This is a genomic window from Vreelandella arctica, assembly GCF_037070215.1.
Classification (GTDB): domain Bacteria; phylum Pseudomonadota; class Gammaproteobacteria; order Pseudomonadales; family Halomonadaceae; genus Vreelandella; species Vreelandella arctica.
On sequence record NZ_JBANSN010000012.1, the window covers coordinates 31,417 to 45,162 of the forward strand.

General features: G+C 56.3%; 9 protein-coding genes. 6 read left to right on the forward strand and 3 right to left on the reverse strand.

The window, feature by feature from the left end; all coding sequences use genetic code 11:
• Position 1: 1 nt before the first annotated feature.
• The 3 genes from V8L70_RS12540 to V8L70_RS12550 are packed head-to-tail and all read right to left on the reverse strand — an operon-like array spanning position 2 to position 4,631.
• Entirely contained in the window at positions 2 to 1,501 is a 1,500-nt protein-coding gene (locus V8L70_RS12540) for a TolC family outer membrane protein (protein WP_336269483.1), read from the reverse strand.
• Positions 1,501 to 2,877 (reverse strand): HlyD family type I secretion periplasmic adaptor subunit, encoded by a 1,377-nt coding sequence (locus V8L70_RS12545; RefSeq protein WP_336269484.1) that lies wholly within the window; start codon positions 2,875 to 2,877, stop codon positions 1,501 to 1,503. Before V8L70_RS12545 ends, V8L70_RS12540 begins: the two co-directional genes overlap by 1 nt.
• On the reverse strand, positions 2,874 to 4,631 hold the full coding sequence (locus tag V8L70_RS12550; RefSeq protein ID WP_336269485.1) for a type I secretion system permease/ATPase: 1,758 nt from the start codon (positions 4,629 to 4,631) through the stop codon (positions 2,874 to 2,876). The genes V8L70_RS12545 and V8L70_RS12550 overlap by 4 nt, the downstream gene beginning before the upstream one ends.
• 197 nt (positions 4,632 to 4,828) lie before the next feature.
• Between V8L70_RS12550 and rfaH the strand changes: the two genes are divergently transcribed.
• From rfaH to V8L70_RS12580, 6 genes are all read left to right on the forward strand, one after another.
• A complete protein-coding gene (gene rfaH, locus V8L70_RS12555) occupies positions 4,829 to 5,362 on the forward strand; it encodes a transcription/translation regulatory transformer protein RfaH (RefSeq protein WP_336269486.1) in 534 nt (177 codons plus the stop codon).
• Between the two features lie 289 nt (positions 5,363 to 5,651).
• Positions 5,652 to 6,593 carry a hypothetical protein gene (locus V8L70_RS12560; protein WP_336269487.1) on the forward strand — a complete coding sequence of 314 codons (942 nt, stop codon included), beginning with the start codon at positions 5,652 to 5,654 and terminating at the stop codon, positions 6,591 to 6,593.
• 190 nt (positions 6,594 to 6,783) lie between these two features.
• On the forward strand, positions 6,784 to 7,869 hold the full coding sequence (locus tag V8L70_RS12565; RefSeq protein ID WP_336269488.1) for a DUF4214 domain-containing protein: 1,086 nt from the start codon (positions 6,784 to 6,786) through the stop codon (positions 7,867 to 7,869).
• Between the two features lie 224 nt (positions 7,870 to 8,093).
• Complete coding sequence (locus V8L70_RS12570; protein WP_336269489.1) at positions 8,094 to 10,586, forward strand: glycosyltransferase family 2 protein; 2,493 nt, start codon at positions 8,094 to 8,096, stop codon at positions 10,584 to 10,586.
• Positions 10,583 to 12,931 (forward strand): glycosyltransferase family 2 protein, encoded by a 2,349-nt coding sequence (locus tag V8L70_RS12575; protein ID WP_336269490.1) that lies wholly within the window; start codon positions 10,583 to 10,585, stop codon positions 12,929 to 12,931. Before V8L70_RS12570 ends, V8L70_RS12575 begins: the two co-directional genes overlap by 4 nt.
• A 209-nt stretch (positions 12,932 to 13,140) precedes the next feature.
• The gene (locus V8L70_RS12580; protein ID WP_336269491.1) at positions 13,141 to 13,743 is read left to right on the forward strand and encodes a class I SAM-dependent methyltransferase; all 603 of its coding nucleotides are present in this window, start codon (positions 13,141 to 13,143) and stop codon (positions 13,741 to 13,743) included.
• Positions 13,744 to 13,746: the final 3 nt, after the last annotated feature.

Consider the following 13,746-nt stretch of genomic DNA (forward strand, 5'->3'; position numbering starts at 1 on the left):
ATTACCCTGCCGTCTCATTCGACCTAGCGGACAGGTCTGTCATCGCTCCCTGTTCGGACATGGAATTAAGCAAGACCATAATGTCAGCTAAATCATCGCTGCTTAATTCTCCCACGGCGGTTTCTAATGCTAACCGGTCCAGCGCATAGTTGCCGACCACGTCGACAAACTGAATCCGCTGATCATACAAGCTTGCCCGTGCATCGAGCACATCAACCAGGTCACGCAGCCCTAACTGCTGGCCACGCTCGGCGGCTTGCAGAAACAGCTCGCTGGATCTAATCGCTTGAGTTAATGCTTCCAAACGACGCACGCCACCATTCAAGGAGCGCAGGCGGGTACGCACTTCTTGTGCCGCTAGATTTTGCTCGTTATCTACCGCCGCTTGGCCTGCTTTAATACGCAGCTCGCCTTGGCGTACGCTGGCATTGGTGTAACCGCCGCGATAAATCGGCACGCTGACTTCTACGCTGGCGCGGTAGTCTTCGCTTTCACGCAGCTCATCATCACTGACTCGGTCTGAATAGCTTAGATTGAGATTAACTTCAGGGTAGTAACCGGCACGACGTGTGCTGGTGTCGGCCTCGGTGATTTGCCGTTCACGCTGGGCCAGTAGCACTTTCAGGTTTTGCCCGGTTCTTTTCAACCACGCATCCTGGCCACCAAAGTCACGCTTCACTTCCAGGTCAGCCAACTCGCCTAACGTAGCTACATCGCGAAACGTAGGCATTGTGCCGGTTAATCGCTCAAGCTCGCTTAGGGCGTTATCAAGTTCGTTTTCCGCTTCTACCGCATCGGAAATCGCCTGGTCATAGCGTGATTGCGCTTCTAAAAGATCAACGCGGTTGCCAATCCCTAGATCATACGCTCGGCTGGCTTGGCGCACCTGTAGTTCAAGGGATGCCTGCTGCGACTCCAAAAGCCCCAGCCGCTGCGCGGCCAAATAGGCCTGCACGTAGGCTTCTGTGACTTGCAACGCCAAGTCTTGCTCGACCACCGCCAGTTGCAGCTCTGCAGCGCTCACCTGAGCATCAGCAACATCCATCCCACGCCAACGCTCCAGGCTAAACAGGGGCTGCTGTAGCTGGAGCTGCCAGTATTGTTCTTCAATCTCACCAGGACGCTGCGTATTGCCGAACTGATCTATTTCTTCCACCGTTTGAATATTGGTGGAGTCTTGCCATAGATAACCACCCGAAGCGCTCACTTGCGGTAATAGCTGCGAGCGAGCCAAGGCAATTTCTTCCCGCGTAGCTTCCACCTCGAAACGCTGGCTTGAGAGTTCCGCGTCGTTTTCTAACGCGCGTACAAATAGCTCAGGTAGCGAGGGCAACTGTTGGCCACTAGCCGACTGTTCTGTGGCCTCAAGGGCTTCGTATTCGGCCAGTGCTTGCGCATCTGCGGGTACGTCTTGCTGGGCGTACAATGGCTGGCTGACTAACATGATAGCTAGTGCGAGCGGAGCCATTTTGATGGTTTTAGGCAGCAACATCCTGGACATTAATCCTCTCGTAGGGCACGCGACAGCATATCGGTGATAGGCTTGGCAATGTAGCTGGCAAAGGTGCGCTCACCGGTGCGAAGCATCACCTCTGCGGGCATGCCGGAGAGCAGCTGCATCTGTTCGGTCATTTTTTCATGGCCCGTTTCAGTCACACGCACACGAGCACGGTAGTACTCTTCGCCCGTCGCCTCGTCTTCAAAGCTGTCCGCACTGACATGAATGACTTCGCCATCAATAACATCGGTGAGACGTTGATTGAAGGCGCTAAAGCGGATTTCAGCAAATTGACCGATATAAATATTGTCGATATCACGCGTCGGGATGCGTGCTTCAACGACAAAACCATCATTGGAAGGCACCACATCCATTATGGTGTCACCCGCACGAACAACCGCGCCAATGGTGTGTACTTGACGCCCCACCACAGTACCTGAAACCGGCGCAGTCACCACCGCACGGTTCACTTGGTCTTGTAGAGAAATAATCTGCTCTTCCGCTTCGGCAATTTGCGCTTGCGCGTCCCGCAGTTGCTCGCCCACTTCTTTCTGAAACTCCTGTTGCTGAATTTCGCGCTCCATACGGTTTTCGCTTATTTGCGAGCGAAGCTGGGCAATATTGGCACGGAACTCGGCGTTATCGCCTTCATACTGAAGCACTTGGCGCTCTAGCTCACGCAGGCGCTGGTTATCGCCCAGACCTTCACGGTAAAGCGAACGAAAGTCTTCAGCTTCTGAACGCAGTGAGCTGATACGGCGGGTATTCACATCGATACGCTCTTCCAGCCCATCGATCTGCTCGCGCATTTGCACGATCTGCTCATCCAGCGATTCCAGCGTGCTTTTAAGCGACTGGCGACGCGCGGCGAACAGGCTTTGTTGAACCGCGATAATCTGCTGAACACGCGGGTCATCGGTGTTTTGAATATCCTCGGGTATTTCCATCATTTCAGCCCCTTCCTGCTCGGCAAGCAAGCGGGCTTCCATGGCACGATTAATCAAGTACTGGGAGCGGGCAATGGCTAGTTGGGAACCAGCCTGGGTATCACTTAATACCAACAGAGTGTCACCCGCTTCCACTTTGTCGCCATCTTCTACGAGTAGTTGCTCAACGATACCGCCTTCCAAGTGCTGCACGGTGCGCTTGAACGATTCGATCGACACGCTGCCCGGCGCTACCACGGCAATGGCCAGTGAAGCGGTGGACGCCCATAGCACAAAACCACCTAGCGCAATAAACAGGATCGCATACCCCAGCTTACGGTAGCCTTTGTCGCTGGTGGGCAGCTTTTCACTGGCCTCCCCATCAAACGTCATAGGCCCTTTGGGGGTGACGTCGATCTCGGAAGAGGGCAAATTGCGTTTTTCGTCGCTCATGATTTCTCCTCGCTGCCACGGCCACCGGAGATGGCTGAGAGACGGGCAGCGCTTTGCTGACTAACTTGCTCACGCGGCTTTTTGGCAAACTGGGCCAGCACTTGGTCGCGCGGCCCGAACATGCTGACTTGCCCTTCTTTCATCACCAGCAGCTTGTCCATATTTTTGAGAACGCTGGTGCGGTGGCTAATCACAAACAGGGTCGTCCCTTCTGCCTTCAACTGGGCGATCGACATGGCCAGGGCACGTTCACCGGCATCGTCCAGGTTGGCGTTAGGCTCATCCAACACCACCAGCACCGGCTTACCGTAAAGAGCACGCGCCAATCCAACACGCTGACGCTGCCCACCGGAAAGCGCACCGCTAGTGGATGAAATGACCGTGTCATACCCGTTGGGCAACTCTAAAATCATTTCGTGAACACCCGCCTTCCTGGCAGCTTCCACTACCTGCTGCGGGTCTATGTTGCCAAAACGGGCAATGTTCTCACTGATGGTACCGTCGAACAGCTCGATGTCCTGGGGCAGGTAACCAATATAAGGCCCGATTTCGTCGCGGTTGTACTGGGTAATAACCCCGCCATCCAGGCGTACATCACCCACTTGCGAAGGCCAAATGCCTAACAGTACGCGCGCCAGAGTAGACTTACCGGCAGCGCTGGGGCCAATGATGCCCACATGTTCGCCTTTAGGAACGCTGAAGTTAATGCCACGAATGGTCGCCATGCGCGACCCAGGCGGTGCCGCGGCGACGCCTTCCAGTGCCACCACCCCTTGCGGTGCAGGTAACGACATCTTGCGCTCTTCGCCGGGGATCTGCGTCAGCAATTCATTTAAGCGCTCATAAGCACCGCGTGCGCTGACAAACCCTTTCCAACCGCCAATCATTTGGTCGATAGGTGCCAGTGCACGGCCCATCAGGATGGAGCCGGCAATCATCATGCCGGGGGTCATTTCACCGCGCAGCACCAACAACGCACCCAAGCCAAGAATGAGCGATTGAAAAAGCATACGCATAACTTTCGACGTATTGGTTAACGCGCCTGCTCTATCACTGGCCTGAGACTGCTTAGACAAGAATTCATGATGGCGCTTGGACCAACGACCCATAATGCCCGGCAACATACCCATGGCATGCAGCACTTCAGCGTTGCGAAGATTAGAGTTGGCCAGGTTTTGCGCCTGAATATGCTCACTATTGGCTTCAGCGAGCAGCTTTTTGGTGGCTTTCTCGTTGGCGATGGCCAGCCCGAGCAAAATGATGCCCGCGCAAGTAGCAAACACACCAAGCCAGGGGTGGAATAAGAAGAGCACGCCAAGATAAACGGGCACCCAGGGCGCATCAAAGAAGGCGAACAGGCTATTGCCGGTTAGAAACTGGCGCAGGCTGGTCAAGTCACTCAAGGGTTGTGCGCTTTGGCCGCCCTGCGCCACCAAACTACGGCGAAACATAGCGCTATAGAGGCGTTCGTTAATGGAGGTGTCAAGCTTGTTGCCAACGCGCACTAAAATACGCGAACGCACTAGCTCCAGTCCCCCCATAATCATAAAGAGGAATACGACAACCAGCGTTAGCATTAACAAGGTGTCAACACTTTGGGTAGAGAGCACCCGATCGTAAACTTGAAGCATATATAAGGGGGGAACAAGCATCAGTAAGTTGACGAACATACTGAAAAATCCCACCGATACGAACGAACCTTTGCAAGCTTTCAATGCCCGCTGCAAATCCGTTGCTTCCTGTTGCTTTGCCATGGAGGGTCCACCGTTGAATCGAAGAGGCGTCAAGCGCAGAAAATTAATCGCCGCAGCATAACAGAACTGCACCAAAGGGGGTAGGCCGCTTAACCGCCCTTTCAAACAACCTAAAGCACTACAATATATACCCAACTAATTGAAAGTTATATGCTGAACACATCAACAACGATCCTTTAAGTGGTGGACTAAGCGTAATGGAGCAGAAGCAAACAAGTGCCAGATGGTATGCCGTTCAGTGCAAGGGAGGCGAGTCTTTTCGTGCCGCTGATAACTTGGCAAACCAAGGGTTCGAGATATTTCACCCCACGCTTCGTTTGCGCAAAAAGCGCCAAGGCCGTTTACAGTGGATAACAGAACCTCTCTTTCCCTATTACCTGTTTATACGCCTTGACCAAGCCAATAGTGACTGGCGCCCCATTCGCTCTACACGGGGGGTGGCTAAACTGGTCAGCTTTGGCCTTGCGCCTGCCAAGGTGCCCGACGAGCTAATCACCGCCCTACAGCACCACACTCAGCACACTGACTCCCCTGGGAATCATCATCCTTTGATACTGCCCGGCGAAACGGTGAGTGTTGACACCGGCCCCTTTGCAGGCAGAGAAGCCGTCTTCAGCCAAGCGCTATTCAATCAAAAAAAAGGCGAGGAGCGGGCCATGGTGCTTATCGAACTGCTAAACCGCACTCACCGAATAGAAGTATCGCTAGGAGACATCTCTCCTAGGCCTTGATTCAAGCTAAAAACTTTACTTTGTAAGATATTGCTTACAAATGTGTAAGCAATATCTTACCGCTATGTGTTTTTTTGTAGCAATACTGGATGAACGCTCCCTCTTGCCTAGCCAAACAAGCCAATAATGAGTAAATTGGCACCACTTCGATTAAGATGAACAGCACAAAGTATTAAAAACTTTATTCTTGACTTATTTAATGAGAATATCCGCAAGCGAACAGATGTCCTCTTGTGGCATTTGCTATTACCACATTAAGTAAGACCTGCACTGCAACTGGGTACCTTTTATGTCTCGTCAGCTTGACCTCAATAATGCCATTAGCGTCAAAACTGCCTTGAAAGTGTTGCCCCCCGGCATGTACACCGCCAGGTACCTGGGCACCTACGTCAAAGGTGAGCCCGCTGAATCGTCTACGGCGGCACGGGCGAACATCCCGCTTGCCTTCAGTCAAGCACCTATTCAGATGAGAGGGTTAATCGAGTTCGTCAGCCCCGAGCACATTTCCAACCAAACGCTCGCCTCTCCCGGTGATTACCTACTGCTTAATGTTAAGAGCGGCGATGCCGTGTTGGCGGTAAGCAAATATTCCCCACGTGCGCTGACTGACAACGTTGATGTGCATTGGCGCATTGAGCCACTGAATCAGCAGTTGAACACGAATAGCCAGCCAAGCACGAACAGTCAGCCTAGTGAGCGCGCCACTCCAGCGAAGGCATCGCCCATCACTGAGGCAGCCGCTGAGCAGTTTGCGTTGCTGGGCCACGTCGAGCGCCAAGGTGATGTCCGCGTTAGCGCCGGTGAATGGTTGGGCGACCCGGAAAGCAAGGCGCGCCTGGAAGGTTTCCAAGTGATATGGCCGCAAAAGCCAGATGAAGTCACCGTGGTGGCAGGCTGTAAAGCAGGCCAAGCAACACAGCAGGTTAAAAACGACGAATTTTTGGGTACACGGCAAAAAGCCACACCGATTACGCAGCTAGCCGTGTGCTTGAACGGCCCTGAGGCGAGTAACTACCAATTAAACGGGGAAGCAGCTTTTTCGGATGGCTCACGCCAGCAGCTAGGCGACCCCAAAGCAGTCGCGGGAAGCAATGGTAGTTACTTGGTCGCGGTGCGCTTATCAGTGGCTCCCAACCAACCAGCTACTACTCCCAACCAACCGGCCTCACCGGCTTCATCGGCGCGATCGCGTTGGTTGGATCCTGAAAACACTTACATACGCCAGCGTTAACGCAAATTAGCAAAGCGGCTCTGAGTTGCTAATGCCATATCGAGAAATTGACATGGGCATCGTTAATAACAGGCATATCACCGAATGCCTAACCGCATTGTTCGAGCCGCCCCTGGCAGCTTGTACAATCTACCGAACTGGTTTCGGTAGCGTTCCACCTTCACTGTTTTATCATTCAAGGTAGCTAAAAATGGCTAATTACGACTCCACATCCAATGAAGTAGCAAACGGGATCACTGAAGCCCGACCTACTAATACAGCACTAGAAACCGCGATCACCTCTATCCTCGCCGATATTAACGGTGGTGGTAATGTGTCGGTAGAAAGCGAAGTTTCTACCGCTAGCGCTGCCCAAAACAGCACCGCCGACGTTCTCTTTATGAACCTTGGTGAAAACGAGCGCGGCAGCTCAGAAACACCGGTTCAATTCGACGACACTGGCCGCGAATCTGGTCGTGTCTACGTATTCGATGGTGACGAAGGCGTTTATGCCAACTTCAACACCGTTGAGCGCGTTATCGTTGGTACCAACGGTGGTGACGAATTCACCATCAACGGCGACCAGAACACAACGGTAGACGGCGGTGCAGGCAACGACACCATTACCGCCAGCGGTGGTGATGATTCAATTACTGGCGGCGCAGGCGATGACTCCATCACTGGCGGTGCTGGCAACGACTCGATCTACGGCGGCGCGGGCGACGACGTAGCAGTATTCGAAGGCAACGCTGACGAATACACCATCGAGAAAAACGGCGCGATCACCGTCGTTACCAATAACGAAACCGGTGATGTGAACGAAGTCGTTGGTACTGAAAACCTCTCCTTCGCTGATGGCGAACAAGTGGTTGAGATCAGCAGTGACGTTCAAGCGCTGACCACGCTCTACAAGCAGCTGTTTAGCGACAACGACGCACGCAGTCAGAATGGCGAAGGCCAAGCTGACCTGGAAGGCCTGCAGTACTGGGCTGACCGTGCTGAAGAAGGCACTTCACTGGGCAAAATCGCGCTCAGCATGCTGAACTCTGACGAAGCGGGCAACAAGCTTGAAGCACTTGACCTAAGCACCAGCGAAGGCCAAGCAGCAGTGATTGATATGCTCTACACAGATGTCCTTGGACGTCCCGCAGCAGATATCGATGAAGCAGGTCGCGACTACTGGATTGCCGAAGCTGAACAAGGCGCATCCATGGAAGACATTGCTTCAAGCTTCATGCAATCTGAAGAGCTGCAAGAGCAAAGCGTTAACGCTACTGAGTGGGACTTCCTGCTCTAAGCCATTAGCGCTGAGCAAGCCTTTAGCGCACAACGCTAGTGGGCAAGTAAGTCTAACAGTGGGGGTTCGCCCCCACTGTTTCTGTTTTTTTATGACGCAACGCATTCTGCTTTTCCTCCCATACGCATCGCTTCGTCAAGTGTGAATGGGAAGGCAAGCCGGTAGCGACAAGCCCCCAGCCAAACAGTTGAATACTCCCGTGCCTATTAATAGTGCCTACTATCATGTTTAGTCATTTTCACCAGCACATTGAAGCATGCCTTCAGCAAAACGATGTGCCAACGGCTAAAACGGCGTTGTTTGGCGCGCTAGGGCACACCCAACTCCACCAGGAGGCGCGGCTGTGGCTAGGCATCGCGGGCTTGCGCACCCAGGATACTTGGCTTGCAAGCGCGGCGCTGGCAAGCTTAGCCACCACCAGCCAAGACCCCAATACCTTTTCACTGCTAGCCCAAGCTTTGCCTACGAAGGCCGGAAAGTTGGCCGCCAGCGAAGAAGCCTACTACCTTGCCCCCCATGAAAAGGCACCGCTGCTTCGGCTGATCAGTCAACGCCAAGCCAATCCAGCCTCTGCCGCCAACCTGGAAAAACTGCTACACCACCATGTAACCGGCATTCGAGACCCGAAATCACTTGCCCCGCTAGCCCCTGCCATCGCCAACGTCTGGGGGTCGCTGTGCGGCAGTGTATGGTGGCAAGAAGGCAAGCTATGTGGATGGTGTTTAACAGAAGCCACCCAGCAGGCGCCAGAACTTCTACTGGCAGTAGGCAACAGTCAGCATACAGTAAGCCTAAAACGCTACCAGCCACTGAAAAGCGCTACGGGCAGCACGATGTACGCGTGGTGGTTCAGTCTATCGCTTGAAAACACAGGTGGCGCCCCCGTTCATGCCAGCGTTACGCTGGCAGGTGCCCAGGCCACGCTCATCGGCAGCCCTGCACGCCCAACCGGCAGTGTACCGCCTCGTTTAGGCACTTCGTCCAACAAGCCCACGCCCTTAACACCAGGTAAGCAAGTGCCCACTGCGGCGCCTGTCACCGTGTTAGTGCCTGTTTATGAAGGCTACGAAGAAACCTTAGCGTGCCTGCACAGCGTCGTGGCCAGCTGCGCCCACCACCAAACGCCGTTTGAACTATTGATCGTTAACGATGCCAGCCCCAACAAGGCACTGGTAGAAGCGCTTGATAGCTTCGCCAACACACACCACGCCACCCTGCTGCATCAGCCGACCAACCAAGGCTTTATCAACACGGTGAACCGGGGGTTAGCCCACAGCGCTGGCCACGACGTGATCCTGTTAAATGCTGACACGCTGGTGCACGGCGATTGGGTAGACCGGCTGCAAGCAAGCGCTTACCAACATGCTAACGTCGCCTCGGTCACGCCACTCACCAACAATGGCGAGTTAATGAGCCTGATAGGCCCCTGCAGCCCAGCCGATGCGTTAACATTAAACCAGTTGGCCGCTCTGGATAACGCCGCCGCCACATCAAATCAACATAGCGATGACGCCTGCGTGGCTATCAATACCGGCTGCGGGTTTTGCCTTTACCTGCGCCACGATGCGCTAGCCGCGCTAGGCGGTTTAGACCCCGCGCTAACCCGCGGTTATGGTGAAGAGTCAGACTGGTGCTACCGAGCGGAAGCCAATGATTGGCAACACCGCGGCGCGCTGAACGTGGTGGTCGCTCACCAAGGCGGTATTTCTTTCGGCAGTGAAAAGCGCCTTCGCGTGAAGCAGAACCTGGTCATCATCGAGCAGCGCTACCCGCATAGCAGCCAAGCCTTCGATGCCTGCCAGCAGCAAGACCCCATGCGCGAAGGCCGCGAACGCGCCGTTCGGCACTGGCTTTACCACCAGCCGCTGGCCAGTTTGCGGCCTAGTACTCATGGTTCAGCCCAGCCATCCACAACCGGCTCTGCCACCATCAGCGTGTGGCCAAGCCAAGCCCACGCCTTGCGTGCCGCGCAACAACATGGCTGCGCCATGGCGCTGGTGGGGCAAACCTTAACCCTTCGTGGCGAATGCCCCCATCCGTGGCAGCTCCGCTATTGGCTACCCGCGGAACAACAGCGCTGCCAACAGGATTTAAACGCCCTGGGTATCACAACGATTACGGCCGCCACTGAAGCGATGAGACACACGTTGAGCGCCCTGCTCCCCGCGATGCCCAACGCCCTAGCCACCGGCACCGGCACCGGCGCTTTTGAACCGGCGGTTTCAGAATCAGCATCATCCGAACCAGCCCCCATCATCCAATTCGTCGCGGATGATGCCGATACGGCGCTGGATGCAAGCAGCGGTGGTTTGCTGATAGTGCTGGGAGAACCCAAAAGCTTGGAACAGCCAGCGTTCATTGCCTGGGTAAGCCAGCTAGCTCGCCAGCAGTCGTCACTATACCTACTGCATGGCAGCCCCAAGCGCGCTAACCACCCGCTTGCCAGTAGCGGCCAGCTCTATCCCTTTATGCTGCCGCGGCTACAGCGCCGCGAACGCATTGAGCTACTGATACACCACTTGCCGTTAAGCGGCCTACTGCTGCTGGATACCACCGCGACCACCCTGGCCGACGCCCATTGGCTGCACGGCATGCGCCCGCTACCGATCTGGAGCGCCCCAGGCGTTAGCAGCACTGATGACGCCTTACCGGTGACTGAACTGCGCGATTACCCAGCGCCAAGCGAACACCCAAACGCGCAAGGAGTCCTGGCATGAACATGGTCAACAATCCCACAGGGATGCGCGGCACCCTTACCGCTTACGCAGGCAACATGGTCCAAGGCTGGGTACACAGCCACATCGAGCCCGAACGCCAATGGGCGGTCGCCCTTTACGATGGCAGCCAGCTGTTAGCCCTGGCCCACGCCAACGCCTTTCATCCCCAGGCACCCGGCAGCGGCTTGCATGGGTTTAGTATCGCTCTTGGCGATGCCCAGTGGCACCAGGCCACCGCCCTCACTCTGTGCCTGGCCAATACCCCCGAACACGTGCTTGACCAAGTAACGCTGACACCCGCTAGCGCGACACTGCATACCCCAGAAAGCTCCCGCGTGCAGTGGCAGCCTGGGCTGATCGTAAGCGGCTGGATGGTCGAACCGACTGCCCCGCAGCAACCGCTCACCCTGCAGGTGCGTGAACGCGGCAAGCTGCTTGCCGACGCCACGCCCAAGCACTGGTTGACGTATGATCAACAGCAGGTAAAAGGCGCATTTAACGTCACACTGCCCTTCTCATTGGCCGATGGCGAGCCCCACACGCTCACGGTGACTGACCACCTGGGCCGTGAGTTGAGCGGCAGCCCACTCACTCTTCAAGAGTGGCCCAACGGCCTAAACGACTGGATTAGCACGCTGGCCCCTCAGCTGCCCGCTGCCACAAAAGCGTTACTGGCCCGCCAGCTGGACCGTTACGAACGGTGGCTACCCCGGGCGGCGGGCCTTGCCAGCTACCCCGATTGGCTGCACGCCACGCCAATCTCCAATACCACCCGTACCAGCAAAGGGTGTATCGGTATCGTATGGCTGGGCGCCGCCCCCAAGCAGCCCGCCAAGGTCAGCGGCCTAACGCTTCAGCACCGGAGCGCCGACACCGCCACGCAAGAGAGCCCCAGTGCCTATCAAGCGCTACTGCAGCAGCTCGCCCAGCAAACCGATGCAGTGCTGCAACTGCACGAGGTCGACACGCTCTCACCCCAAGCGCTTCAGCAAGCGTGGCAGGCCCTGGCCACCACGCCCACGGCACAACTGGTCTACAGCGATTTTGATATCCCCCCGGCTGAAGAAGGCCAGCCCGCGCTGCCCGCCTTGCTGCCCGCCTGGGACCCAGAGCGCCAATGGGCGCAGGATATCGTCGGCGGCGGCCTGTGCCTGGTGCGCAGCCAAGCGTTGCTCAATAGCGAGCAGCACACCGCCGCCCAGCACCCGGAAGAGTTCAGCTACGCCGCACTTGAAGCCATTAACGCCTTCAGTGATGAAACCAGCGTGCTACACCTACCGCTGATTGGCAGGCACCGCAGCCAACCCTGGCCCACTACCAGCCAGACCCAGCTTGAGCGCCTGCAAGCACGGTTGGCCCGCCAGGATGCACACGCCACACTCAGCCTGCATGCCACACTGCCGGTGTATCACTACCGCAGGCAGTTAACTCAAGCCCCTAGCATTACCCTAGTGGTGCCCACCCGCGATGCCTTGAGCCTGCTAAAGCGCTGTGTAGACACCATCGCAGAGCACACCGATTACCCCGGCGACGTCACCCTGCTGGTGGTCAATAACGGCTCTACCCAGCCCGAAACGCTGGAGTACTTCGCCACGCTGCGCCAGCAACCCGCCCAGCCACTGGGCCAGGGACAGTTGCATACAGAGGTGCTGGATTACCCCCATCCGTTTAACTATGCCGCGATAAACAACGCAGCCGTTGAACACGCCAGCACCGAGCTGATCGCCTTGGTGAATAACGATATTGAAGCCCTGCACCCAGCGTGGCTAAGCGACATGACCGCCCTGCTTCAGCGTACCGGCACCGGCGCGGTAGGCGCCAAACTGCTGTGGCCCAATGGCATGGTGCAGCACGGCGGCGTGATTGGCGGGCAATATAGCGGGCTGGCCGGGCACGTAGGCAACCACTGGCACAACGATGACCACGGCTACCTTTACATGAACCACCTGACACAACGGTTCAGCATGGTGACCGCCGCCTGCCTGCTGCTGCGCAAAGCCGACTACCTGGCAGTGGGTGGGCTCAACCCGCGGGACTACCCGGTCGGCTTCAACGATGTCGATTTATGCCTGAAGCTGCGCCGCCGCGGGCTAAGCGTGGTATGGACCCCCAACGCCCGGCTGATTCATGCCGAATCCGCCACGCGGGGCAAGGACGAAGCGCCGGAAAAAGCCGCGCGCGCCCAACGCGAAATGACCATGCTGCGCGAACGCTGGGGAAATGCGCTGTATAACGACCCGGCCTACAACCCCAATTTAGCGTTGGATGTGCACACAGCGCCCTTTACCGGGCTGGCACTGCCCCCGCGTAGCCGCACAGCCAGAACCAACGCGCTGAAGCTGTAGGGCTTCAACGATAACGCTTAAACGATAGGGCTTAAACAAGCCAAGCATCACCCCCAACGGCAAAAGGAAAAGCCAGCGGCACATACCGCGCCATGAGCGCTAAGCGAGACGCCTCAATCGTCTTGCCTGGCGGTAGCGTGCCTAAACGCTTTTTTACGACCCTACGAATCCCAGCAACACGCCAGGAATAACTCCGCACAGGAAGCACTATGACCATGACCGCCGCCGACCTCAGCGTTTTACAACCCACGCTGCAGACCCAAGCCCAAAAACACTTTTTGAATGTGGGATGCGGCAGCGCTGGCCCTGAACGCCTGCCGGAATGTTTTCAAGCCGACGGCTGGCAGCAGATTCGCCTGGATATCAACCCAGCGGTAAACCCCGACATTATCGCCAACCTGACGGATCTCTCCGCGGTTGATACCAACAGCATGGATGCGGTGTTCTCCTCGCATAACATCGAACACCTTTACCTGCATGAAACGGTCATCGCGCTAAAAGAGATGTACCGGGTGACCCGCCCCGGCGGCTTTTTACTGATCACCCTGCCTGATCTACAGCAAGTGGCGCAGCTGGTGGCCCAAGGCAAGCTGAGCGAAGAAATCTACCGCTCGCCGGTAGGCCCCATCAGTGCGTTGGACATGCTTTACGGCCACCAGGCATCGGTCGAAAAGGGCAACCACTTCATGGCGCACAAAAGCGGCTTCGATAAAAACAGCCTAAGCCAAGCGCTACTCAACGCCGGGTTCAGCGAAGCCCGCGTGACCGCTGACGACCACTACAACCTCTGGGGCTACGCCCAAAAAGCCTAGCGT

Excerpts from the sequence above, each read along its gene's own strand:
- V8L70_RS12540 (WP_336269483.1), bottom strand. The coding sequence starts at position 1,501 with ATGTCCAGGATGTTGCTGCCTAAAACCATCAAAATGGCTCCGCTCGCA.
- V8L70_RS12545 (WP_336269484.1), bottom strand. The coding sequence starts at position 2,877 with ATGAGCGACGAAAAACGCAATTTGCCCTCTTCCGAGATCGACGTCACC.
- V8L70_RS12550 (WP_336269485.1), bottom strand. The coding sequence starts at position 4,631 with ATGGCAAAGCAACAGGAAGCAACGGATTTGCAGCGGGCATTGAAAGCT.
- rfaH (WP_336269486.1), top strand. The coding sequence starts at position 4,829 with ATGGAGCAGAAGCAAACAAGTGCCAGATGGTATGCCGTTCAGTGCAAG.
- V8L70_RS12560 (WP_336269487.1), top strand. The coding sequence starts at position 5,652 with ATGTCTCGTCAGCTTGACCTCAATAATGCCATTAGCGTCAAAACTGCC.
- V8L70_RS12565 (WP_336269488.1), top strand. The coding sequence starts at position 6,784 with ATGGCTAATTACGACTCCACATCCAATGAAGTAGCAAACGGGATCACT.
- V8L70_RS12570 (WP_336269489.1), top strand. The coding sequence starts at position 8,094 with ATGTTTAGTCATTTTCACCAGCACATTGAAGCATGCCTTCAGCAAAAC.
- V8L70_RS12575 (WP_336269490.1), top strand. The coding sequence starts at position 10,583 with ATGAACATGGTCAACAATCCCACAGGGATGCGCGGCACCCTTACCGCT.
- V8L70_RS12580 (WP_336269491.1), top strand. The coding sequence starts at position 13,141 with ATGACCATGACCGCCGCCGACCTCAGCGTTTTACAACCCACGCTGCAG.